The organism is Pseudomonas sp. X4 (genome assembly GCF_040784925.1).
In the GTDB taxonomy this organism is placed as follows: domain Bacteria; phylum Pseudomonadota; class Gammaproteobacteria; order Pseudomonadales; family Pseudomonadaceae; genus Aquipseudomonas; species Aquipseudomonas putida_Z.
The window spans coordinates 1,329,572-1,351,146 of the sequence record NZ_CP160798.1; the positions used below are offsets into that span (position 1 = coordinate 1,329,572).

The following is a 21,575-nucleotide window of genomic DNA, read 5'->3' on the forward strand; positions in this document are numbered from 1 at the left end:
GTCACAGGATCAGGTCACGCAATTCGTCGGGCATGGCGCCCGGTTGTTGAATAGCTGCAAGGTCGGCTGCCGAAACCGCGTTCCAGGCATCTTCATCCCACAGCTGGAATTTGTTCAGTTGCCCCACCAGCATCGCCTTCTTGTCGAGCTTGGCGTACTCACGCAGACGGGGCGGCACCAGGAAACGCCCGCTGCCATCGAGCTCCAGGTCAACCGCATTACCGATCAGCAAACGCTGCAGGCGGCGGTTTTCCTCACGCAACGATGGCAAGGCACGCAACTTGGCTTCTATCTGTTCCCACTCATCGAGGGGATAAACACACAAGCAGGGGTCAACGGCGTCGATGGTCACGATCAGCTGACCATTGCAACGCGAATCGAGCTCGTCACGGTACCGGCTCGGCATGGCGAGACGGCCCTTGGCATCGAGGCTGACGGCGTTGGCTCCGCGGAACACGGCTGCGATTCCCCACAATGTTAGCTTTTTTGTGCCAGAAAACCCACTTCATCCCACTTTCTGCCACTTGCGCACACTATAGGAATCCGCCCGCAGCACCGTCAAGGCACGTTCGGAAGGAAAAGCCTTACAGGACCGAGATTTAGCGCAATAAAGGAATGCGGAAGGACTACCGAGGAGAAAAAAACACGAGAAAAATCAAACCCACGCAGGCGAATGGAGTTCGAAGTTAAAGTGATTTATTAAGAGTAAGATTTTTTCGGTATTACCAGAGGACATCTGCTATCGAATAAAGCAGGGAGGGAAAGGTGGAGAGTCGATCTGTAAGCCGGGTTTTGTCGAGGACAGTCATTCCTCTACGACGGCCATCGCTGGACGCCTCTAGCAACCTACCCGGTTCCGACGCGGGCCACGCCTGATGGAACCCTATTTGGTCTTGCTCCGAGTGGGGTTTACCTAGCCACGAACTGTTGCCAGCCGTGCGGTGCGCTCTTACCGCACCTTTTCACCCTTACCGGCACCGAAGTGCTTAGGCGGTTATTTTCTGTGGCACTTTCCGTAGGCTCGCGCCTCCCAGGCGTTACCTGGCACTCTGCCCTATGGAGCCCGGACTTTCCTCCCCCTGCTGTTGCGGAACAAAAGCAGGCAGCGACTGTCCGATCGACTCTCCGCCGCCAAGATTAACGGCACGCGCGCCCGAGAACAAGCAATACCGACATCTATATCAATTTGCCACTACTCGGCTTTCTGCTTTTCCAGGGCCAGTTGATACAGCAGGTTCTTGCGCACCCCGGTAATTTCCGCGGCCAGTGCCGCCGCCCGCTTGAGTGGCAACTCGGCCAGCAGCAGGTCGAGCACCCGCTGCGCCTCGGCACTGATCGCCTGCTCGCCCTCCGGCGCACTCCAGCCACCGACCAGCACCACGCACTCACCGCGCTGCTGGTTGCTGTCGCCGGCAACGAACGCGCGCAGCTCGGCCAGGGGCAGGCCCTTGAGGGTCTCGAAGGTCTTGGTCAGCTCGCGCGCCAAAAGCGCCGGGCGCTCGCCACCGAACACCGCCTCCATGTCCTGTAGGCATTCCAGGATACGGTGCGGGGCCTCATAGAAGATCAGCGTTCGCGGCTCTTCCTTTACCTGCTCCAGGCGCGCCCGGCGCCCCGCTGCCTTGGCCGGCAGGAAGCCTTCGAAGATGAAGCGGTCCGAAGGCAGGCCGGCCGCCGACAGCGCGGCGATCAGAGCGCAGGCGCCCGGCACCGGCACCACGTTCACACCCGCAGCCCGCGCCTGGCGCACCAGGTGGTACCCCGGGTCGGAAATCAGCGGCGTGCCGGCATCGGAGACCAACGCCACATTCTCACCCGCCAGCAGCTTGGTGAGAAAACGCCCGCCCTCGTCACGCTCGTTGTGCTCATGGCAGGCCGCCAGCGGCGTGTCGATGCCGAAGTGCTGCAGAAGGCGGATCGAATGACGGGTATCTTCCGCCGCGATCAGGGCCACGTCCGCCAGCACCTTCAGCGCCCGGGCGCTCATGTCGTCGAGGTTGCCGATGGGGGTTGCGACCACATACAGCGTCCCCACGGTGGATTTCGAAGCCCCTGCCACATCAGTCACTGCGCACACCTGTCGTTCGGATCAAAGGCGCCATTGTAGCCCGAGCGCCTGCAACAGGGCGCAAAGAACTTCGCCGACGACCGATGGCAGGCCTCCTATAGTGAAGGATCGACACGGCAACATCGCGCCCCGGCCAGCGCTTGGGTACAATTGCCGGCCACCTTGATCGAGTAACAGGACCTTTACATGATCGCTTGCCTGCGGCTGTTCACAGCCCTCTGCCTTGCTGCCTTGCTGGCAGCCTGCGCCAGCTCGCCCTCATCCAGCCTGGGCGAACTGCCACGCACCCCGGACGCCAGCATCGAGCAACTGCTCGAGAAGGCTGCTTCCAGCAAGTCCGCGGAAGACGCCGCCCTGCTGCGCCTGAGCGCAGCCGACCTGGCCTACAAGCAGAAGGATTTCCCACGCGCCGCACGCATCCTCGAGCAGGTGCCGCTGGACACGCTCAAGCCGGCGCAGCAAGTGTTCGCCAGCACCCTCGGTGCCGAGCTGGCCATGAGCCGCAACCAGCCCAAGGCCGCCCTGACCGCCCTGGCCCACCCGAGCCTGCAGCGCGTCGCCGAACTGCCGGAAGAACAGCAAGCGCGCACCTACAGCGTGCACGCGGCCGCCCTCGAAGCCGATGGCCAGGCCCTCGCCGCCGCGCAACAGCGCGTGCTGCTGGCCCCGCTGCTCAGCGGCCAGGCCGCCAGCGCCAACAATGACGCCATCTGGGCACTGGTCGCCTCGCTGCCGGCAGAGCAACTGCAGCAGCCTGGCAACGACCAGACACTGGCCGGCTGGACCAGCCTGGCCTTCGCGGTAAAAAGCGCCGGCACCCTGGAACAGCAGCAAGCGGCTATCGACGCCTGGGTCAAGCAGCACCCGGACCACCCGGCTGCCCGGCAACTGCCGCTGGCACTGACCAAGCTCAAGGAGCTGGCCAGCCAGCCGCTGACCAAGATTGCCCTGCTGCTGCCTCAGGAAGGCCCGCTGGCCGGTGTTGCCCGCGCCCTGCGTGACGGCTTCATGGCTGCGCATTTCCAGGCCCAGCAAGCCGGCCAGCAGGCGCCAGCCGTGCAGGTATTCGACAGCTCGCGCATCGGTTCGCTCGACGACTTCTATCGCCAGGCCCAGGCCGCAGGCGTACAGCTGGTCATCGGCCCACTGGAAAAACCGCTGGTCAAGCAACTGGCTGCCAAGCCACAACTGCCGATCACCACCCTGGCCCTGAACTACGCCGACGCCGGCCAGAAGGCGCCGCCGCAGCTGTTCCAGTTCGGCCTGGCTGCCGAAGACGAAGCCCGTGAAGTGGCCCGCCGCGCCCGCGCCGATGGAATGGTCCGCGCCGTGGCCCTGGTGCCGAGCGGCGAATGGGGCGACCGCGTGCTTGCCGCCTTCCGCCAGGACTGGGAAGGCAACGGTGGCACCCTGCTCGCCGCCGAGCGCATCGCCCAGCCGGTCGCACTGGCCCAGCAGATTGCCGACCTGTTCCAGCTACGCCAGAGCGAAGGCCGCGCCAAGAGCCTGCAGAGCACGGTAGGTGGCAGCATCGCCGCGCAGCCGTCGCGCCGCCAGGACATCGACTTCATCTTCCTCGCCTCGACCCCGCAACAGGCCCAGCAGATCAAGCCGACCCTGAACTTCCAGTACGCCGGTGACGTACCGGTCTACGCCACCTCGAACCTGTACAGCGCCAGTGGCGACGTCAACCAGTACAACGACATGAACGGCATCCGCTTCTGCGAAACCCCGTGGCTGCTCGATACCAGCAACAGCCTGCGCCAGCAGGTCGTGCAGCAGTGGCCGCAAGCCGCCGGCAGCCTGGGCCGCCTGTATGCCATGGGCGTCGACGCCTACAGCCTGGCGCCGCGCCTGGGCCAGCTGAAAGCGCTGCCGGACAACCGCGTACTGGGCCTTTCGGGCAGCCTGAGCATGAACGCCAACCAGCGTGTCGAGCGCCAGCTACCTTGGGCCGAGTTCGTCGGCGGCCAGGTCCAGCGCCTGCCTGACACCGCCCGCTGATGGCAGCAGCGTCGCCCACCAGCGCCGGGCAGGCAGCGGAAACCCAGGCCCTTGAATACCTTCAAGGGCAGGGCCTGCAACTGCTGGCGCGCAACTGGCGATGCAAAGGCGGTGAGCTTGATCTGGTCATGCTCGACGCCGATACAGTAGTATTCGTCGAAGTCCGCTACCGGTTGCACGCGGGCTTCGGTGGCGCCCTCGGCAGTATCGACGGGCGCAAGCAGAAACGGTTGGTGCTCGCCGCCAGCCTGTTCCTGCAGAAGGAGCCCCACTGGGGCAACCACCCCTGCCGCTTCGACGTAGTCGCCCTGCAGGGCAGCCACCATGCAGGCAGACCGCTTCAATGGCTGAAAAACGCCTTCGAATGCTGAACCCACTCCGATTTTTTTGCTCTATGTTTCGCGGGCTGGTCGTTGTTGCGCGTAGCAAAGGCCACCGCCCCACTTAAGGTCACCAGATGGACATGCAATCCCGAATTCGCCGGCTGTTCCAGGCCAGCATCGATACCAAGCAACAGGCAATGGACATCCTGGCACCGCACATCGAGCAGGCCAGCCTGGTCATGGTCAATGCACTGCTCAACGAGGGCAAGATGCTCGCCTGCGGCAACGGCGGCTCGGCCGGCGATGCCCAGCACTTTTCCTCGGAGCTGCTCAACCGCTTCGAGCGCGAACGCCCGAGCCTGCCGGCCATCGCGCTGACCACCGACAGCTCGACCCTGACCTCGATCGCCAACGACTACAGCTACAACGAAGTCTTTTCCAAGCAGATCCGCGCGCTGGGCCAGCCCGGCGACGTTCTGCTGGCGATCTCCACCAGCGGCAACTCGGCCAACGTGATCCAGGCGATCCAGGCCGCACATGACCGCGAAATGATTGTCGTAGCATTGACGGGTCGCGATGGCGGCGGCATGGCTTCGTTGCTGCTGCCCGAAGACGTGGAAATCCGCGTACCTTCGACGGTTACCGCGCGCATCCAGGAAGTCCACCTGCTGGCGATCCACTGCCTGTGTGATCTGATCGACAGCCAACTGTTCGGGAGTGAAGAATGACCCCTATGCGCCTCGGCCTTATGGCCCTGACCCTGTGCCTGAGCGTTACTGGTTGCAGCTCGGTACTGACCTCTACACGCAATTCGCCAATCGAGGACGATCGCGGCACGCGCACCATAGGCAGCAAGATCGACGACTCGCTGATCGAAACCAAGGCCTCGGTCAACATCGCCAAGGCCAGCCCTGACCTGGACAAAGGTTCGCACATCGTTGTCAGCAGCTACAACGGCATCGTCCTGCTGGCCGGCCAGACCCCGCGCGCCGACCTCAAGAGCCTTGCCGAGCAGACTGCCAGCCAGGTACAGCGGGTCAAGAAAGTGCACAACGAGCTGCAGGTGATGCAGCCCTCCTCCATCCTGGCGCGCAACAACGACGCCTGGCTGACCACCAAGATCAAGACCCAGATGCTGACCGACAATGCCGTGCCCAGCTCGCGCATCAAGGTGATTACCGAGAACGGCATCGTCTACCTGCTCGGCCTGGTGACCCAGCAGGAGGCCAACTCGGCCACTGCCGTGGTACAGGGCGTTTCGGGTGTGCAGAAGATCGTCAAACTGTTCGAGTACATCGACTGATTCACTGATTGCCTGCACCGGCCTCTTCGCGGGTAAACCCGCTCCCACAGGGATCTCACAGCTTTCGAGGCTTGTTGTATTCCTGTGGGAGCGGGTTTACCCGCGAAAAGGCCAGCACAGGCGACAACACTGCCCTACCTTTCAGAAATCCAGGAAACACCGCATGAAAAAGCTTCTGCTGCCTGCCCTGCTGTTCGGCACTTTCGCCACCCTGGCCGGCTGCTCCACACCAAGCCTGATCACCCTAAACGATGGTCGTGAAATCCAGGCCGTCGACGTACCGGAATTCGACCGCGACGCCGGCTTCTACGAGTTCCAGCAACTCGACGGCAAGCGTACCCGCATCAACAAGGACCAGGTACGCACCATCAGCGACCTGTAAGTCAGGGCTGGTAAAGAAAAAGGCGATCCGGTTGGATCGCCTTTTTTGTTACTTGACCACTTTCAAGCTTGGCCGGCCAGTCGGGCGTGGCGGCTGGCCACCACCTTCTGGTGGGCCATTGTCATCCGGCTGTACATCATCATCTTCCGGCTCATCGTCATCCATCACGGGCGGCTCCAGCTCGAAGACCATACCCTGGCCATTTTCCCGGGCATAGATACCCAGGATGGCGCCAACCGGCACGTACAGCGAGTGAGCCACGCCACCAAAGCGGCCCTCGAAGCTGACCGCGTCGTTGTCCATGTGCAGGCTGCGCACGGCACTTGGCGAGATGTTCAACACGATCTGGCCATCACTGGCGAAACCTTGCGGCACCTGCACCGCCGGGAATTCGGCATTGACCAGCATATGGGGCGTGCAATCGTTGTCGACGATCCACTCGTACAGTGCTCGAACCAGATAGGGGCGACTGGAGTTCATCAACGGCTCCTTAAAGCTTGCGCATTTCACGTTCTACAGAGGACAGGCTCGCCTGGAAAGGCTCGCGGGCGAACTGCCGCTCCATGTAATCCAGCAGCGGCTTGGCTTGCCGCGGCAACTCGATACCCAACACCGGCAGGCGCCAGAGTATGGGAAGTAGACAACAATCGACCAGGCTTTGCTCCTCACTCATGAAGCAGGCGAACTCGCCGAACAACGGCGAGACTCCGGTCAGGCTTTCACGCAACGCCTTGCGCGCTTCGGCTCGGGCAGCCTCGCTGCTGCGCGGGTCGAGCACGGTATCGGCCAGGGAGCACCAGTCGCGCTGGATGCGATGCATCAGCAAGCGGCTGTTGCCCCGCGCAACCGGGTACACCGGCATCAGCGGCGGATGCGGATAACGCTCCTCGAGGTATTCCATCACCACGGTCGATTCATACAGCGCCAGGTCACGGTCGACCAGGGTCGGCACGCTGCCGTAAGGGTTCACCTCGACCAGCTTGGGCGGCAGGCGGCCGGGGTCGACATCGATGACCTGCACGCTGATACCCTTCTCGGCCAGCACGAGGCGTACCCGATGAGAATAGTGATCAGCGGGGTCGGAATAGCAGGCTAACCTGTTGGTTGCGCCCATGTAGCGCCTCCTCGCACGGGATGCTTGTGAAACTGTAAATGAAAACGCGCCCGTGGTGACCTGGCAGATCTGCCAGGCCACCACGGGCGCGTTCAACAACCAGAAACTACTGCGTGATCAGTGCACGTCCTTCCAGTATTCACGCTTGAGCAAGTAGGCGAATACGAAGAAGAAAGCCAGGTACAGCAACACGTAGGTACCGATGCGCTGGCTTTCCAGTTTGACCGGGTTGGCCGAATAGGCCAGGAAGGTCACCAGGTTCTTGACCTTCTCGTCGAACTGCTCGGTCGTCAGGGTACCGGAATTCGGCGTAATGGTCAGCTGGTCGCAGGCTTCATGGGTGATCGGGGTGCCGGTCAACGGGTCGAATTGCTTCTTGCCATCGGTCACGATCTGCACCTGTTTGCAGCCGACGTGCTGGTTGCCCTGCAGGCCAACCAGTACGTTGGGCATGCCGACGTTCGGGAACACCTTGTTGTTCACCCCATAAGGCCGCGACGGGTCCTCATAGAAGCTGCGCAGGTAGGTGTACAGCCAGTCGGTGCCACGCACCCGCGCCACCAGGGTCAGGTCTGGCGGTGCGGCGCCGAACCAGGTCTTGGCGTCACTGGGCTTCATGCCGATCTGCATGTGGTCACCGATCTTGGCACCGGTGAACACCAGCTTCTCGAGCATCAGCTCGTGGGGGATGCCAAGGTCATCGGCCACCCGCTCGTAACGCTGGAACTTGGCACTGTGGCAACCCATGCAATAGTTGGCAAAGGTACGCGCACCGTCCTGCATGGCGACCTTGTCGCCCAGGTCGATGTCGACCTTGTCCAGCTCCAGGCCCGTTTCGGCCGCGAAGGAAAAGGCAGGCATCACTGCCAGCAAAAATACTGCAATCAACTTTTTCATCAGCCAGTCACCCTTTCCGGAACCGGTTTGGTCTTCTCGAGCCTTGTGTAGAACGGCATCAGCAGGAAGTAGGCGAAGTACAACACCGTGCACACCTGCGACAGCAAGGTACGCCCAGGTGTCGGCGCCAGTACGCCCAGCACGCCGAGGATGACGAAGGCCACGCAGAACACCAGCAGGAAGAGCTTGCTGATCCAGCCCTTGTAGCGCATGGAGCGCACCGGGCTGCGGTCGAGCCAGGGCAGAACGAACAGCACGGCAATGGCCGCACCCATGGCGATGACGCCCATCAGTTTGTCAGGCACCGCACGCAGGATCGCGTAGAACGGCGTGAAGTACCACACAGGCGCAATGTGCTCGGGTGTCTTGAAGGCGTTCGCCTGCTCGAAGTTAGGTTTCTCCAGGAAGTAACCGCCCATTTCCGGGAAGAAGAAGACCACGGCGCAGAACACGAACAGGAACACCACCACGCCGACAATGTCCTTGACGGTGTAGTACGGGTGGAACGGGATACCATCCAGCGGGATACCGTTCTCGTCCTTTTTCTTCTTGATGTCGACGCCATCGGGGTTGTTCGAACCCACTTCGTGAAGGGCGAGGATGTGCAGCACCACCAGGCCGAGAATCACGATCGGCAGGGCGACCACGTGCAGGGCGAAGAAGCGGTTCAGGGTGATACCCGAGATCAGGTAGTCACCGCGGATCCACTGGGTGAGGTCGCCACCGATCACCGGAATGGCACCGAACAGCGAGATGATCACCTGGGCACCCCAGTACGACATCTGGCCCCACGGCAGCAGGTAGCCCATGAAGGCTTCGGCCATCAGCGCCAGGTAGATCAGCATGCCGAACAGCCAAACCAGTTCACGCGGCTTCTGGTAGGAGCCGTAGAGCAGGCCGCGGAACATGTGCAGGTAGACCACGATGAAGAACGCCGATGCACCGGTGGAGTGCAAGTAGCGCAGGATCCAGCCGTATTCCACATCACGCATGATGTACTCGACAGAGGCGAACGCCTCTTCCGCCGAGGGCGTGAAGCTCATGGTCAGCCACACACCGGTGACGATCTGGTTGACCAGCACCAGCAGCGCCAGGGAGCCGAAGAAGTACAGGAAGTTGAAGTTCTTGGGCGCGTAATACTTGCTCAGGTGGTCTTCCCACATCTTGGTGGCGGGGAAGCGAGCATCAATCCAGTCCATGAACTTGCTCATCATGCGTTCTCCTGGTCAACGCCGATGACGACGATCTCGTCCGACTCGTAAGAGTGCGGTGGCACGGGCAGGTTGAGAGGTGCCGGCTGCGACTTGTAGACACGGCCGGCCAGGTCGTAGTGGGAGCCGTGGCAAGGGCAGAAATAGCCACCGACCCATTTCGGGCCAAGGTCGGCGGGTGCGACTTCCGGACGGAAGGTGGGCGAGCAGCCCAGGTGTGTGCACAGGCCGACAAGGATGAGGATTTCCGGCTTGATCGAACGAACCTGCGGGTCGACGTAGGTGGGCTGTACCGAGGCCTTGGACTCGGGGTCAGCCAGGTCACCGACGACCTTTTTCAGGTTACCGAGGATCTCGTCCGTTCGCCGCACGATGAACACCGGCTGGCCACGCCACTCGGCCACCATCTGCTGCCCGGCCTCGACCTTGGCGATATTGACCTTCACCGGTGCACCGGCGGCTTTCGCCTTGGCACTGGGAAACCATGACCCCACGAACGGTACCGCAGCCCCCACTGCCCCCGCTGCCCCGACTACAGATGTCGCGGCTACGAGGAAGCGGCGCCGGCCTGCGTTGACGCCGTCATTGCTCATTCAGTCCTCTCCCATCAGCTTGCTTGGCCAGTTGGACCTGGCCTGTACTTAGGTAATGTCTGTGGCACTAAAAATTGGCCGCCATGGTAAGAAACAAATCCACACACTGACAAGGTGATTACCCGGGGAACGGGCTACAACCCTCGCTTTGCTTGATCTGCGTCTATGCGGCAAGTCGTCACCGACATGCTGACAGGTTAGTTCAAGACATAAAAAAAGCCCGGTTCCAAGGAACCGGGCTTTTTTCGACTGCCGAAGCGGTATTAACGCTTGGAGTACTGAGGACGCTTACGCGCTTTACGCAGACCCACTTTCTTACGCTCAACTTCACGAGCGTCGCGGGTGACGTAGCCAGCACGACGCAGAGCGCCACGCAGGGTTTCGTCGTATTCCATCAGAGCGCGGGTGATACCGTGACGGATCGCACCGGCTTGACCGCTGACACCACCACCGGAAACGGTGACGTAGATGTCGAACTTCTCGACGGTTTCGGTCAGCTCGAGCGGCTGACGAACAACCATGCGAGCGGTTTCGCGACCGAAGAACACGTCCAGAGAACGGTTGTTGATGGAAATGTTACCAGTACCCGGACGCAGGAATACGCGAGCGGTTGCGGTCTTGCGACGGCCAGTGCCGTAGTTTTGAGTCGCCGACATAATGAACTATCCCGTTAGATCTTCAGTTCTTGAGGCTGCTGAGCAGTGTGTGGGTGAGCAGCACCCGCGTACACTTTCAGCTTGCGGTACATGTCGCGACCCAGCGGGTTCTTCGGCAGCATGCCTTTGACCGCAGTTTCGATAACACGCTCAGGGGCCTTGGCGATCAACTTCTCGAAGTTGATTTCCTTGATACCGCCCGGGAAACCGGAGTGGGAGTAGTACATCTTGTCGGAAGACTTGGCACCAGTCACACGAACCTGCTCGGCGTTGATGACGACGATGTAGTCGCCGGTGTCAACGTGAGGGGTGTATTCTGGTTTGTGTTTGCCACGCAGACGGCTAGCGATTTCGGTAGCCAGACGACCCAGGGTCTGGCCAGCGGCGTCGACTACGAACCACTCGCGCTTTACTGTTTCCGGTTTAGCAGTAAAAGTTTTCATTCTCTAAAGCCTCAGAGGCCGCCCAGCGAAAAATAGACGGCGAATCTTACTGGATAGTGCACAGCTTGCCAAGGGCAAGCGCGCAGCCGAACGCTGACGCTTTTGGGGGCTCGGGTCAGGCACGCCAATGTTCGACGGGGTTCTTCCTGCGTGGTGGTGCATCACTTCCGCCACACGGAGAGGGGCCGAATTATCCAGATTGCGCGAAAAATTTCAACCTGCTTTGATGGGCTTCTTTGTCAAGGAGTGTCTACCCGATGGAATACCGCCAGCTCGGCCGTACCGACCTCAATGTCAGCGCCCTGTGCCTGGGCACCATGACCTGGGGCGAGCAGAACGTCCAGGCCGAGGCCTTCGAGCAGATTGCCCGGGCCAAGGCCGCCGGGGTCAACTTCATCGACACCGCCGAGATGTACCCGGTGCCGCCCCGCCCCGAAACCTACGCCGCCACCGAGCGCATCATCGGCAACTGGTTCCGCGCCAATGGCGATCGCGATGACTGGGTGCTGGCCAGCAAGGTCGCCGGCCCCGGCAACGGCATCAGCCACATCCGCGACGGCCAGCTCAAGCACAACCGCCAGCACATCGTCGCCGCGCTGGACGAGAGCCTCAAGCGCCTGCAGACCGACCGCATCGACCTGTACCAGCTGCACTGGCCCGAGCGCAGCACCAACTTCTTCGGCAAGCTGGGCTACCAGCACCTGCCACAGGACCACTTCACCCCGCTGGAAGAAACCCTCGAAGTGCTCGACGAGCAGGTGCGCGCGGGCAAGATCCGCCACATCGGCCTGTCCAACGAAACGCCTTGGGGCACCATGAAGTTCCTGCAACTGGCCGAAAGCCGCGGCTGGCCGCGAGCGGTGTCGATCCAGAACCCGTACAACCTGCTCAACCGCAGCTTCGAGGTGGGCCTGGCGGAAGTTGCCATCCGCGAGCAGTGCGGCCTGCTGGCCTATTCGCCGCTGGCGTTCGGCATGCTTTCCGGCAAATACGAGAACGGCGCACGCCCGGAAAACGCACGCCTGACCCTGTTCAGCCGCTTTTCCCGCTACTCCAACCCACAGACCGTGGCAGCCTGCGGCCGCTATGTGCAGCTGGCCCGCGAGCACGGCCTGGACCCGGCACAGATGGCCCTGGCGTTCGTCACCCGGCAGCCGTTCGTGACCAGCAACATCATTGGCGCGACCAGCCTCGAGCAGCTGGACAGCAACCTTGCCAGCCTCGAGCTGAGCCTGAGTGATGAACTGCTGGCGGCAATCGAGGCGATTCACCAGGAGCAACCGAACCCGGCGCCTTGAGCCGGACCCTGTGCTGGTTTCTTCGCGGGCTTGCCCGCTCCCACAGGACCTCACTGCCCCTCAGGCCTGTGGGGTACCTGTGGGAGCGGGCAAGCCCGCAAAGAAACCAGCGCGGTGTAGCAGGCTAGACACAATCGCCAAAAAATAAGACGATCCAGCCGGTGATTGACCACTCTACCCTATAAGAACAATGACAATGATGTTTACCCAACCCTCCGCGTCGCTGCGGCGCGTCAGCATCCTGGCCATTGACAAGGTGTTCGCTTCGACCTTGATGCAGGCCAAGGATTTCTTCCACCTCGCCAGCTTGCGCTACAGCAAGCAGCTGGGCCTAGGCCTTCAGCCCATGTTCGAGATCCGCCTGGTGAGCCCGGACGGCCAGCCCGTGGACAGCTTCAGCAATGTGCAGCTGCCGGTCGAAGGCGGCCTGGACGACGCCGATGTGATCATCCTCCCGGCCTTCTGGGACGACTTCGACAACCTGCTGCAACGTTATCCACAGGTGCTGCCGTGGCTGCGTGAACAGCATGCCCGTGGCGCTGTGCTGTGCGCCGAGGCCAGTGGCGTGTTCTGGCTGGCCGAGTCCGGCCTGCTCGACGGCAAGGAAGCGACCACCTACTGGCGCTTCTTCAACAGCTTTGCCGAACGCTTCCCGAAGATCCGGCTGAACCAGGACAAGCACCTGACCGACGCCGACAACCTGTACTGCGCCGGCGGCACCACCTCGGCCTGCGACCTGTACATCTACCTGATCGAACGCTTCTGTGGCGCCAACGTGGCCCGCGCCGTGTCCCGCGACATCCTCTACGAAGTGCAGCGCAACTACACCCCCGGGCGCATGGGCTTTGGCGGGCAGAAGCTGCACCAGGACCTGATCATCCTGCAGATCCAGCACTGGCTGGAGGAACACTTCGCCGACAAGTTCCGCTTCGAGGACGTGGCTCGCAACCACGGCATGAGCATTCGCAATTTCATGCGCCGCTTCCAGGGCGCGACGGGTGACAAGCCGCTGCACTACCTGCAACGGCTACGGATCGAGACGGCCAAGGGGTTGCTGTCGAGTACGCGCAAGAGCATCAAGACCATCAGCTATGAGGTCGGATATGACGATGCCAGTTTCTTTGCGCGGCTGTTCCGTCAGCACACCGAGTTGTCGCCGAACCAGTATCGGCAACAGTTCATGCAGGAGGCTTGAGGCCAATGGGGCTGCTCTGCAGCCCATCGCAGGCAAGCCAGCTCCCACAGGTATTGCATAAGTCTCAAGGGCTGCGCTAAACCTGTGGGAGCTGGCTTGCCTGCGATGGGCCGCAAAGCGGCCCCGGCAATTTCAAGGCTTGTGCGCCCGCGCCAGAAACTCGTGCGACTGCATCTCCAGCAAGCGGCTCAGGGTACGCTGGAACTCGAACGCCAAGCGCCCACCGGTATACAGGTCCTTCAGCTCCACCTCGGCCGAGATGATCAGCTTGACGTTGCGGTCGTAGAACTCGTCCACCATGTTGATGAAGCGGCGGGCGATGTCGTCGGTGGTGACACCCATCTGCTCCACGTTGCTCAACAGCACGGCATGGAAGATCTTGCCCAGTTCGATGTAGTCGTTCTGGCTGCGGGGGCCGTCGCACAGGGCGCGGAAGTCGAACCAGGCCACGTCGTCACAGGTAAGCAGAGCATTGATCGGGCGATTCTCGATCATCAGCACGTCGTTCTCGACCGCCTGGGTGCATTCAGGGGTCAGCGCCTTGAAGCTGGCGCGCAGGCTCTGATGCGCCGCCTCATCTAGCGGGTAGTGGTACAACTCGGCCTGCTCCAGGTGACGCAGGCGGTAGTCGACCCCGCTGTCGACGTTCACCACCTCGGTGTACTGCTTGATCATGGCGATGGCGGGCAGGAAGCGCGCGCGCTGCAGGCCGTCCTTGTACAGGCCGTCCGGCACGATGTTGGAAGTAGCCACCAGCGATACGCCGTTCTTGAACAACTCTTCCATCAGGGTGCCGAGGATCATCGCGTCGGTAATGTCCGATACGAAGAATTCGTCGAAACAGATGACCTTGGCTTCTTCGCTGAAGCGCTTGGCAATGATGGTCAGCGGGTTCTTCTCGCCCTTGAGGGTTTTCATTTCCTCGTGCACACGCTTCATGAAGCGGTGGAAGTGCGTGCGCATCTTCTGCTTGAACGGCAGCGCCTCGAAGAAGGTATCGACCAGATAGGTCTTGCCTCGCCCTACCCCACCCCAGAAGTACAGGCCCTTGACCGGGGTCTGCTCCTTCTTGCCGAACAGCTTGCCGAACACGCCCGGCTTGTTGTTCTGCGCGTGCACCAGGTCGTCGTACAGGCGCTGCAGGTGACGCACCGCAGTTTCCTGCGCCGCGTCATGGAAGAAGTCGGGACGTTTCAGATCTGCTTGATATCGTTCTAGGGGCGTCATGATTCGTTAGCGAGGCAACAAAAAACGGGCCGTCACTGTAGCGACAGGCCCGCTTAATGGCAATCAGTCTGTGGGAGCGGGCGTGCCCGCGAACACCGGCAAAGCCGGTGTCATGCAACGCGGCGCCTGCTTCGCGGGCGCGCCCGCTCCCACAGTTTCACCATCTTCAGTCCGGTTGAGGAGCAAGCGCTGCACGCAGGCTTTCAATGGCCGAATCACGAGCTTCGGCACTGTCGAACTGCGGCCCGTCGGCAACCTGTTCGCCGTTCAGCCACAGCCCAAAGCCCAGCCCTTCGACGCGCACATCCGCCTCGCCACCTTGCTGCAGCTGCTTGCTCACGGCGCCGGCGCTCTTGCCGTCGGCAAAGCTGCGCGACAGCAGCAGTTGTTCGCCGTCAGCGGCCAGCAGGCGGAAGCGGAAGCTGCCGTCTTCATCGCGGAAGCTGACGAAACGCGCGCTCTTGGCGGCCTTCTTCTTCACTTCGGTGCTGGCCTGCACGCTGCTGCGGAACGAACGCAGGCCAACGGCCTCGCGCAGTTGCTCGAGGAATGGCGTGGCGATCTTGCGAGCCTTGGCGGCACCGGCCAACAGGATGTCTTCCAGGTCCGCCGGGCGGGCGATCAGCTGGTGGTAGTACTCGCGCTTCTCGGCCAACTGGCCGTCCAGCAGCTGGAACAGGCGCTGCTTGGCCTCGCCCCAGCCCAGGCCCTGCAGCAGTTCTTCGCGGAACTCGGCGCACTGCGCCGGCGTCGAGAAGGCCTGGAACAGGGTGAACAGGTGAGCATTGTCCGGGTCTTTCGCTTCGCCAGGCGCACGCGAGTCGGTGACGATGCGCGAGATGGCGTCTTTCATCTCCTTGGCACTGGTGAACAGCGGGATGGTGTTGTCGTAGCTCTTGGACATCTTGCGCCCGTCCAGGCCCGGCAAGGTCGCCACGCTCTCCTCGATCACCGCTTCCGGCAGGGCGAAGAAGTCCTTGCCCTGGCCGAACAGGTGGTTGAAGCGTTGGCCGATGTCGCGGGCCATTTCCACGTGCTGGATCTGGTCACGGCCGACCGGCACCTTGTTGGCGTTGAACATCAGGATGTCCGCGGCCATCAGCACCGGGTAGCTGTACAGGCCCATGGTCACGCCGGCATCCGGGTCTTCGCCGTTTTCCAGGTTCTTGTCCACCGAGGCCTTGTAGGCGTGCGCGCGATTGAGCAGGCCCTTGGCGCTGACGCAGGTCAGCAGCCAGGTCAGCTCGGGGATTTCCGGGATATCGGACTGGCGGTAGAAGGTCACCTTGTCCGGATCGAGGCCACCGGCCAGCCAGGTGGCGGCGATTTCCAGGCGCGAACGCTGGATGCGCAGCGGGTCGTCGCACTTGATCAGGGCGTGGTAGTCGGCCAGGAAATAGAACGAGTCGACACCGGGCTGCTGGCTGGCACGGATCGCCGGGCGGATGGCGCCGGCGTAGTTGCCCAGGTGCGGAGTGCCGGTGGTGGTGATACCGGTAAGAATGCGCGTGGTCATGGGTGTTCGCTTATTCAGGCTTGGCTCAGTTCGAAAGGCGCGGCAGCAGCAGATCCTTCAGATCGGTCAGCTTGCCATGGAAGAAGTGTCCGCATTCTGCCACTTTCAGCAGCTCATGGGGGCGCGACAGGCTGTCGGACCATTCGTAAACCAGCTGCGGGGCGACGACTTCGTCGGCGTCCGGCTGCACCACGGTGATCGGGCAGCGCTGTGGCGGCGGGAAATCCGCCGTCAGGCGCATGACCGCTGGGGCGATCATGAACAGCTGCTGCAGCTCTACTCCAGTGGCCTCCAGGCGGCCGGCCAGGCTGGTGGCGACGAAGCCACCGAACGAGAAGCCCATCAGCACCAGCGGCAGGCCCAGATGCTTCTCGCGCAGCCAGGCCGCAGCGGCCTCGGCATCGGCCACCTCGCCAGCGCCCATGTCATGGGTGCCGGCGCTCTGCCCGACGCCACGGTAGTTGAACCGCAAGGTCACGTAGCCGGCGTCGCGGGCGGTGCGTTGCAGGGTCGAGACCACCTTGTTGAGCATGGTGCCACCCTGGACCGGGTTGGGGTGGCAGATCATCACCGCGCCACGTGCATTGGCCACGTCCAGGTACAAGGCTTCCAGCTGGCCGCTGGGGCCATCGATGAACAAGGGGGTTTCGCGGACAAGCAAGGCACTACTCCGTGACCTCGGGAGGGGTCGATTCGTCTAGGTGAGGAATTCTGTTCTGATTTGCGATCGCTCGCGGTATACAGCGCAGGTCTGAGCCGTTAACGTAAAGCAAAGCCGTTTATAGAGGAAGGACTCGTGGAACTCTCGCTCCTTGTTTGGTTGTTGCCGACCCTGGCCCTGGTCATCGGCGTGGTGGTTGGTTTCGTCGTCGCTCGCCTGCTGCCCAATGCCGCGCCGAGCAGCACCCAGCGTCAGCTGGATGACATCCAGAAGCGTTTCGACAGCTACCAGAACGAAGTGGTCACCCACTTCAACAGCACCGCCGTGCTGGTCAAGAAACTGACCCAGAGCTATCAGGACGTCCAGGATCACCTGGCCGACGGCGCCAATACCCTGGCCCTCGACGACGTGACCCGCCAGCGCCTGCTGGCCGCCCTGCATTCCGAAGGCAGCCAGGGCCCACGTGACCGCCTGACTCCGCCGAAAGACACTGCCGAAGTACCGCGCGACTACGCGCCGAAAGCGCCGAACTCGCCGGGCATGCTCGACGAGAGCTACGGGCTCAAGCGCTGATCTGCCGAACATGAAAAAGGCCTCGCAAGAGGCCTTTTTTGTGGGCTGGATTCACTGGCCTCTTCGCGGGTGAACCCGCTCCCACAGGGTCGGCGCAGGTTTCAAACACTGCGCCTGACCTGTGGGAGCGGGTTTACCCGCGAAGAGGCCGGCCCAGGCAACCTAGCTGCAAGCCTGCAATGCCTGCTCGACATCCGCCAGCAGGTCCTCCACATCCTCCAGCCCCACCGACAGGCGCACCAGCCCCTCCGATATCCCGTGATGCGCCCGCTCCTTCGCGGTATAGCTGGAGTGCGTCATGCTCGCCGGATGCTGCGCCAGCGACTCGGCATCGCCCAGGCTCACCGCACGGGCAAACAGTTGCAGGGCATTCATGAACCTGCGCCCGGCCTCGATACCACCCTTGAGCTCGAAGGCGATCATCCCACCCGGCAAACGCATCTGCCGCTGCGCCAGCTCGTACTGGGCAAACGACGGCAACCCCGGGTAGTGAATCAGCTCCACCTGCGGCTGCCGGGCCAGAAACTCCGCCACCTGCAGGGCATTGGCGCAATGGCGGTCCATGCGCAAGGCGAGGGTCTTGACCCCGCGCATCAGCAGCGCCGCATCATGGGGCGACAGCACCGCCCCGGTCATGTCCTTCAGCCCTTCCAGGCGAATGCGGTCGACGAGCGCCTTGCGCCCCACCACCAGCCCGGCAGTGATATCACCGTGGCCACTGAGGTACTTGGTCGCCGAATGCACCACCAGGTCCGCCCCCAGCTCCAGCGGCCGCTGCAGGTAGGGCGTGCAGTAGGTGTTGTCGACCACCACATGCACATCATGCCCGCGCACCGCCTCGGCCACCGCGGCGATATCCACCAGCTGCATGTTGGGGTTGGCCGGCGTTTCGAAGTAGATCATCCGCGTTTTGCTGTTGATCGCCGCTTTCAGGGCCTTGCCGTCGTTCAGGTCGACATGGCGGATCTTCACCCCGAATTCGCCAATACCATGGTGCAGGAAAGCAAAGGTGCAGCCGTACAAAGTACGCCCGACGATCAGCTCATCGCCGGGGCGCAGCAGGGTCCAGATCGTCGAGGTGATGGCCCCCATGCCCGACGCCAATGCCAACCCCGCCTCGCCGCCCTCCAGCGAGGCCATGCGCTGTTCCAGCAGGGCCAGGGTAGGGTTGGAGATGCGGCTGTAGAAATGCCCCGGCTCCTCCCCGGCGAAGCAGGCAGCGCCGTATTCCACGGTGGGGAAGGCATAGGTAGCGGTCTGGTACACCGGCGGCACCAGGGCGCCACCGTGGGAAAGCGGGTCGTAGCCATGGTGAATGGCCCGCGTGGAAAAACCGGTGTTGTTATGGGAGTCGCGCATGGCAACAGCCTCTTGTGGTTTGCTATAAGCTTATGCCACCGAGCTGCCCGATTTTTTCCAAAATAGCCCACGCATCCAAGTGCTTGCTGGAACAAAAACAATAATTACCGGACCAGGAGGGCAAAACATGCCTTCAAGCCTCGACCGCACCGACCGCGCCCTGCTCGCTGCCCTGCAGGACAACGCCCGCCTCACCGTTGCCGAACTTGCCGACCAGGTAGCCCTGACCACTTCGCCGTGCTGGCGGCGGGTCAAGTTGCTGGAGGACAACGGCTACATCACCGGCTACCAGGCCATCCTCTCGCCCAAGTCGCTGGGGTTTGGCGTGACCGCGTTCGTCAGCATCATGATGGACTCGCACACCAAGGACATGGCGCTGGCGTTCGAGCAGCGACTGATGGAAATTCCCGAGATTGTCGCCTGCCACAACATTTCCGGGAGGTATGATTTTCTGCTGGAGATCCTGGCGCGGGACCTGGAGTCGTTCGGCGAATTCACCCGCGAAGTGCTGCAGCGGTTACCGGGGGTGAAGGAGATCTATTCGAGTTTTTCCTACAAGGCAGTGAAGGAGCGGCGGGTGATACCGGTATCGGAAAAACACATCTGAACAACTTGCGCGATCCGTTTGGGAGCAACTGTCTTGCTCAAAATCTAGAAGCGTGCGCAGTCCCTGTGGGAGCGGCTTTAGCCGCGAACACCGGCACAGCCGGTGCCATCCACCGCGCCGCCTGCTTCGCGGGTGAACCCGCTCCCACAGGTACAGCGTGAGCCCGAAGCATGCGCTGTATCTGCGGGAACAAGAAACAAAAAACCCCGCCGGAGCGGGGTTTTTCTTGCAGCCTGGCGCTTAGATCGCACCACGCTGACGCAGCACGTCCAGCACCTGTTTCACGCCCTCGTCCACGCTGGTGGCCTGGGTGTCGATCACAAGGTCGGCGTCCAGCGGCACATCGTACGGGAAGCTTTCGCCCGGGATGTTATCGCCACCAGCAGCGTACAAGCCTTGCGGGTCGCGCTCACGGCAGGCCAGCGGCGAGGCCTGGACGTAAACGGTTACCAGGCGCTCCTTGCCGATCAACGCCTTGGCCTGTTCGCGGCCTTCGGCATCCGGGGCCACGAACGCAGCCAGGGTCAGCAGGCCGGCTTCGTTGAACTGGCGCGCCACGTGGGCGGCGCGGCGCCAGTTTTCGGTACGGCCAGCGCGGTCCTGTGGCAGGCCCTTGTTCAGGTCGTGGCGCAGGTTCTGGCCGTCGAGCACGTACACCGCACGGCCCATGTCGAACAGCTTGCGCTCCACGGCGTAGGCCAGGGTGCTCTTGCCAGCGCCGGACAGGCCGCTGAACAGCACGGTCGCAGGCTGCTGGCCGAAGCGCAGGGCGCGCTCTTCGGTGGCCACATGGCACAGCTTGCCATGATGGCCGGTGCTGCCGTGCGGCAGGACTGGCGGGGCGATGATCATGCCGGCGCCGACGGTGCCGTTGGTCAGGCGGTCGATGACGATGAACGCACCGGTGGTGCGGTTGCTGTCGTAACCGTCCAGGGCGATCGAGGCGTCCAGGGACACCTTGACGCGGCCGATCTCGTTCAGCTGCAGCGCGCTGGCAGCGCCCTGCTCCAGGGTGTTCACATCGACCTTGTGGGTGATGCTGGCAATCGAGCCCGGCACGTAGCTGGTGGCGCGCTTGATGTCGTATTTCTTGCCCGGGAGCATCGGCTCCTCGGCCATCCACACCAGCATGGCGTCGAACTGGTCGGTGACTGGCGGGACGTTGTCGGCATGCACCAGCAGGTCACCACGGGAGATGTCGATCTCGTCTTCCATGGTCAGGGTCACGGCCTGGCCAGGGCCTGCGTTTTCCAGCTCGCCTTCGTAGGTGACGATGGACTTGACGCGGCTGCTCTTGCCCGACGGCAGCACGACGATTTCGTCGCCCTTGTGCACCACGCCGCTGGCGATGGTGCCGGCGAAGCCACGGAAGTTCAGGTTCGGACGGTTGACGTACTGCACCGGGAAGCGCAGGTCGGTGAAGTTGCGGTCGGCCGACACTTCGACGGTTTCGAGGATTTCCATCAGCGTCGGGCCGGCGTACCACGGCGAACGCTCGCTGTGGTTGACCACGTTGTCGCCCTTGAGCGCCGACATCGGCACGAAATGCAGGCTGCTCGGGGTCAGGTTGATGGCTTCGGCGAACTTCAGGTAATCGGCCTTGATCGACTCGAAGACGCCCTGATCGAAGCCCTTGAGGTCCATCTTGTTGACCGCGACGACGATGTGCTTGATGCCCAGCAAAGAGGCAATGTAGCTGTGGCGGCGGGTCTGGGTCTGCACGCCGTAGCGGGCGTCGACCAGGATGATCGCCAGGTCGCAGGTGGACGCGCCGGTAGCCATGTTGCGGGTGTACTGCTCGTGGCCCGGGGTGTCGGCAATGATGAACTTGCGCTTGGCGGTGGAGAAGTAGCGGTAGGCGACATCGATGGTGATGCCCTGCTCGCGCTCGGCCTGCAGGCCGTCGACCAGCAGTGCCAGGTCGACTTCCTCGCCGGTGGTGCCGACTTTCTTCGAATCACGGGTGATGGCCTCGAGGTGGTCCTCGTAGATCATCTTCGAGTCGTGCAGCAGGCGCCCGATCAGGGTGCTCTTGCCGTCGTCGACGTTGCCGCAGGTCAGGAAGCGCAGCAGTTCCTTGCGCTCGTGCTGGGCCAGGTAGGCGAGGATGTCCTCGCTGATCAGATCAGATTGGTGCGACATGGA

General features: G+C 62.4%; 23 protein-coding genes and 1 other RNA gene. 9 read left to right on the forward strand and 15 right to left on the reverse strand.

Annotated features, from left to right (window positions below; all coding sequences use genetic code 11):
* Position 1: 1 nt before the first annotated feature.
* The 3 genes from mraZ to rsmI form a co-directional block, all read right to left on the reverse strand.
* A complete protein-coding gene (gene mraZ, locus ABX298_RS05770; RefSeq protein WP_004575120.1) occupies positions 2-457 on the reverse strand; it encodes a division/cell wall cluster transcriptional repressor MraZ in 456 nt (151 codons plus the stop codon).
* Between the two features lie 308 nt (positions 458-765).
* Positions 766-1,125, reverse strand: an RNA gene (gene rnpB, locus ABX298_RS05775) — RNase P RNA component class A.
* A gap of 67 nt (positions 1,126-1,192) precedes the next feature.
* Positions 1,193-1,987 (reverse strand): 16S rRNA (cytidine(1402)-2'-O)-methyltransferase, encoded by a 795-nt coding sequence (gene rsmI / locus ABX298_RS05780; RefSeq protein ID WP_367394469.1) that lies wholly within the window; start codon positions 1,985-1,987, stop codon positions 1,193-1,195.
* A gap of 267 nt (positions 1,988-2,254) precedes the next feature.
* On the opposite strand from rsmI, the gene ABX298_RS05785 reads away from it, so the two are divergent.
* The 5 genes from ABX298_RS05785 to ABX298_RS05805 all read left to right on the forward strand — a co-directional run bounded on the left by ABX298_RS05785 (position 2,255) and on the right by ABX298_RS05805 (position 6,080).
* Positions 2,255-4,072, forward strand: coding sequence for a penicillin-binding protein activator (locus ABX298_RS05785; protein WP_367394172.1), 1,818 nt, complete (start codon positions 2,255-2,257; stop codon positions 4,070-4,072).
* Positions 4,072-4,443, forward strand: coding sequence for a YraN family protein (locus ABX298_RS05790; protein ID WP_013974121.1), 372 nt, complete (start codon positions 4,072-4,074; stop codon positions 4,441-4,443). The genes ABX298_RS05785 and ABX298_RS05790 overlap by 1 nt, the downstream gene beginning before the upstream one ends.
* 86 nt (positions 4,444-4,529) lie before the next feature.
* Positions 4,530-5,123, forward strand: coding sequence for a phosphoheptose isomerase (locus ABX298_RS05795; RefSeq protein WP_012274070.1), 594 nt, complete (start codon positions 4,530-4,532; stop codon positions 5,121-5,123).
* Positions 5,120-5,698: a BON domain-containing protein gene (locus ABX298_RS05800; protein ID WP_015271720.1), complete on the forward strand. Its 579-nt coding sequence runs from the start codon at positions 5,120-5,122 to the stop codon at positions 5,696-5,698. Before ABX298_RS05795 ends, ABX298_RS05800 begins: the two co-directional genes overlap by 4 nt.
* Positions 5,699-5,861: 163 nt before the next feature.
* Positions 5,862-6,080, forward strand: a complete 219-nt coding sequence (locus tag ABX298_RS05805; RefSeq protein WP_025340556.1) for a YgdI/YgdR family lipoprotein — start codon at positions 5,862-5,864, stop codon at positions 6,078-6,080.
* A 48-nt stretch (positions 6,081-6,128) separates the two neighbouring features.
* Here ABX298_RS05805 and ABX298_RS05810 read toward each other — a convergent pair whose 3' ends face one another.
* From ABX298_RS05810 to rplM, 7 genes are all read right to left on the reverse strand, one after another.
* A complete protein-coding gene (locus ABX298_RS05810; RefSeq protein WP_084785265.1) occupies positions 6,129-6,560 on the reverse strand; it encodes a ClpXP protease specificity-enhancing factor in 432 nt (143 codons plus the stop codon).
* 10 nt (positions 6,561-6,570) lie between these two features.
* Entirely contained in the window at positions 6,571-7,194 is a 624-nt protein-coding gene (locus ABX298_RS05815) for a glutathione S-transferase N-terminal domain-containing protein (protein WP_075046271.1), read from the reverse strand.
* A 117-nt stretch (positions 7,195-7,311) separates the two neighbouring features.
* Positions 7,312-8,091 (reverse strand): cytochrome c1, encoded by a 780-nt coding sequence (locus ABX298_RS05820; RefSeq protein ID WP_367394173.1) that lies wholly within the window; start codon positions 8,089-8,091, stop codon positions 7,312-7,314.
* Positions 8,091-9,302: a cytochrome bc complex cytochrome b subunit gene (locus ABX298_RS05825; protein WP_025340560.1), complete on the reverse strand. Its 1,212-nt coding sequence runs from the start codon at positions 9,300-9,302 to the stop codon at positions 8,091-8,093. The genes ABX298_RS05820 and ABX298_RS05825 overlap by 1 nt, the downstream gene beginning before the upstream one ends.
* Positions 9,302-9,895, reverse strand: coding sequence for a ubiquinol-cytochrome c reductase iron-sulfur subunit (gene petA / locus ABX298_RS05830; protein ID WP_015271723.1), 594 nt, complete (start codon positions 9,893-9,895; stop codon positions 9,302-9,304). Before petA ends, ABX298_RS05825 begins: the two co-directional genes overlap by 1 nt.
* A gap of 263 nt (positions 9,896-10,158) precedes the next feature.
* Positions 10,159-10,551, reverse strand: a complete 393-nt coding sequence (gene rpsI / locus ABX298_RS05835; protein WP_003260797.1) for a 30S ribosomal protein S9 — start codon at positions 10,549-10,551, stop codon at positions 10,159-10,161.
* Positions 10,552-10,565: 14 nt separating this feature from the next.
* Positions 10,566-10,994: a 50S ribosomal protein L13 gene (gene rplM / locus ABX298_RS05840; RefSeq protein ID WP_003260798.1), complete on the reverse strand. Its 429-nt coding sequence runs from the start codon at positions 10,992-10,994 to the stop codon at positions 10,566-10,568.
* A 257-nt stretch (positions 10,995-11,251) separates the two neighbouring features.
* Between rplM and ABX298_RS05845 the strand changes: the two genes are divergently transcribed.
* Both ABX298_RS05845 and ABX298_RS05850 read left to right on the forward strand, forming a co-directional pair.
* Positions 11,252-12,292: an NADP(H)-dependent aldo-keto reductase gene (locus tag ABX298_RS05845; protein WP_075046273.1), complete on the forward strand. Its 1,041-nt coding sequence runs from the start codon at positions 11,252-11,254 to the stop codon at positions 12,290-12,292.
* A 274-nt stretch (positions 12,293-12,566) separates the two neighbouring features.
* Complete coding sequence (locus tag ABX298_RS05850) at positions 12,567-13,487, forward strand: GlxA family transcriptional regulator (protein ID WP_075047039.1); 921 nt, start codon at positions 12,567-12,569, stop codon at positions 13,485-13,487.
* Between the two features lie 132 nt (positions 13,488-13,619).
* On the opposite strand, the gene zapE is transcribed toward ABX298_RS05850, so the two are convergent.
* The 3 genes from zapE to ABX298_RS05865 form a co-directional block, all read right to left on the reverse strand.
* Positions 13,620-14,714 carry a cell division protein ZapE gene (zapE, locus tag ABX298_RS05855; protein ID WP_025340562.1) on the reverse strand — a complete coding sequence of 365 codons (1,095 nt, stop codon included), beginning with the start codon at positions 14,712-14,714 and terminating at the stop codon, positions 13,620-13,622.
* Between the two features lie 166 nt (positions 14,715-14,880).
* Complete coding sequence (locus ABX298_RS05860) at positions 14,881-16,230, reverse strand: tryptophan--tRNA ligase (protein ID WP_025340563.1); 1,350 nt, start codon at positions 16,228-16,230, stop codon at positions 14,881-14,883.
* 25 nt (positions 16,231-16,255) lie between these two features.
* Positions 16,256-16,891, reverse strand: coding sequence for an alpha/beta hydrolase (locus tag ABX298_RS05865; protein ID WP_367394174.1), 636 nt, complete (start codon positions 16,889-16,891; stop codon positions 16,256-16,258).
* Between the two features lie 135 nt (positions 16,892-17,026).
* Here ABX298_RS05865 and ABX298_RS05870 point away from each other — a divergent pair, with 135 nt between their 5' ends.
* Complete coding sequence (locus tag ABX298_RS05870; RefSeq protein ID WP_025340565.1) at positions 17,027-17,464, forward strand: YhcB family protein; 438 nt, start codon at positions 17,027-17,029, stop codon at positions 17,462-17,464.
* Between the two features lie 162 nt (positions 17,465-17,626).
* Here ABX298_RS05870 and ABX298_RS05875 read toward each other — a convergent pair whose 3' ends face one another.
* Positions 17,627-18,823, reverse strand: coding sequence for a methionine gamma-lyase (locus ABX298_RS05875; protein ID WP_367394175.1), 1,197 nt, complete (start codon positions 18,821-18,823; stop codon positions 17,627-17,629).
* Between the two features lie 127 nt (positions 18,824-18,950).
* Between ABX298_RS05875 and ABX298_RS05880 the strand changes: the two genes are divergently transcribed.
* Positions 18,951-19,430 carry an Lrp/AsnC family transcriptional regulator gene (locus ABX298_RS05880; protein WP_016498026.1) on the forward strand — a complete coding sequence of 160 codons (480 nt, stop codon included), beginning with the start codon at positions 18,951-18,953 and terminating at the stop codon, positions 19,428-19,430.
* 240 nt (positions 19,431-19,670) lie between these two features.
* Here the strand turns inward: ABX298_RS05880 and cysN are convergent, their stop codons facing one another.
* Positions 19,671-21,572, reverse strand: coding sequence for a sulfate adenylyltransferase subunit CysN (cysN, locus tag ABX298_RS05885; RefSeq protein ID WP_025340568.1), 1,902 nt, complete (start codon positions 21,570-21,572; stop codon positions 19,671-19,673).
* Positions 21,573-21,575: the final 3 nt, after the last annotated feature.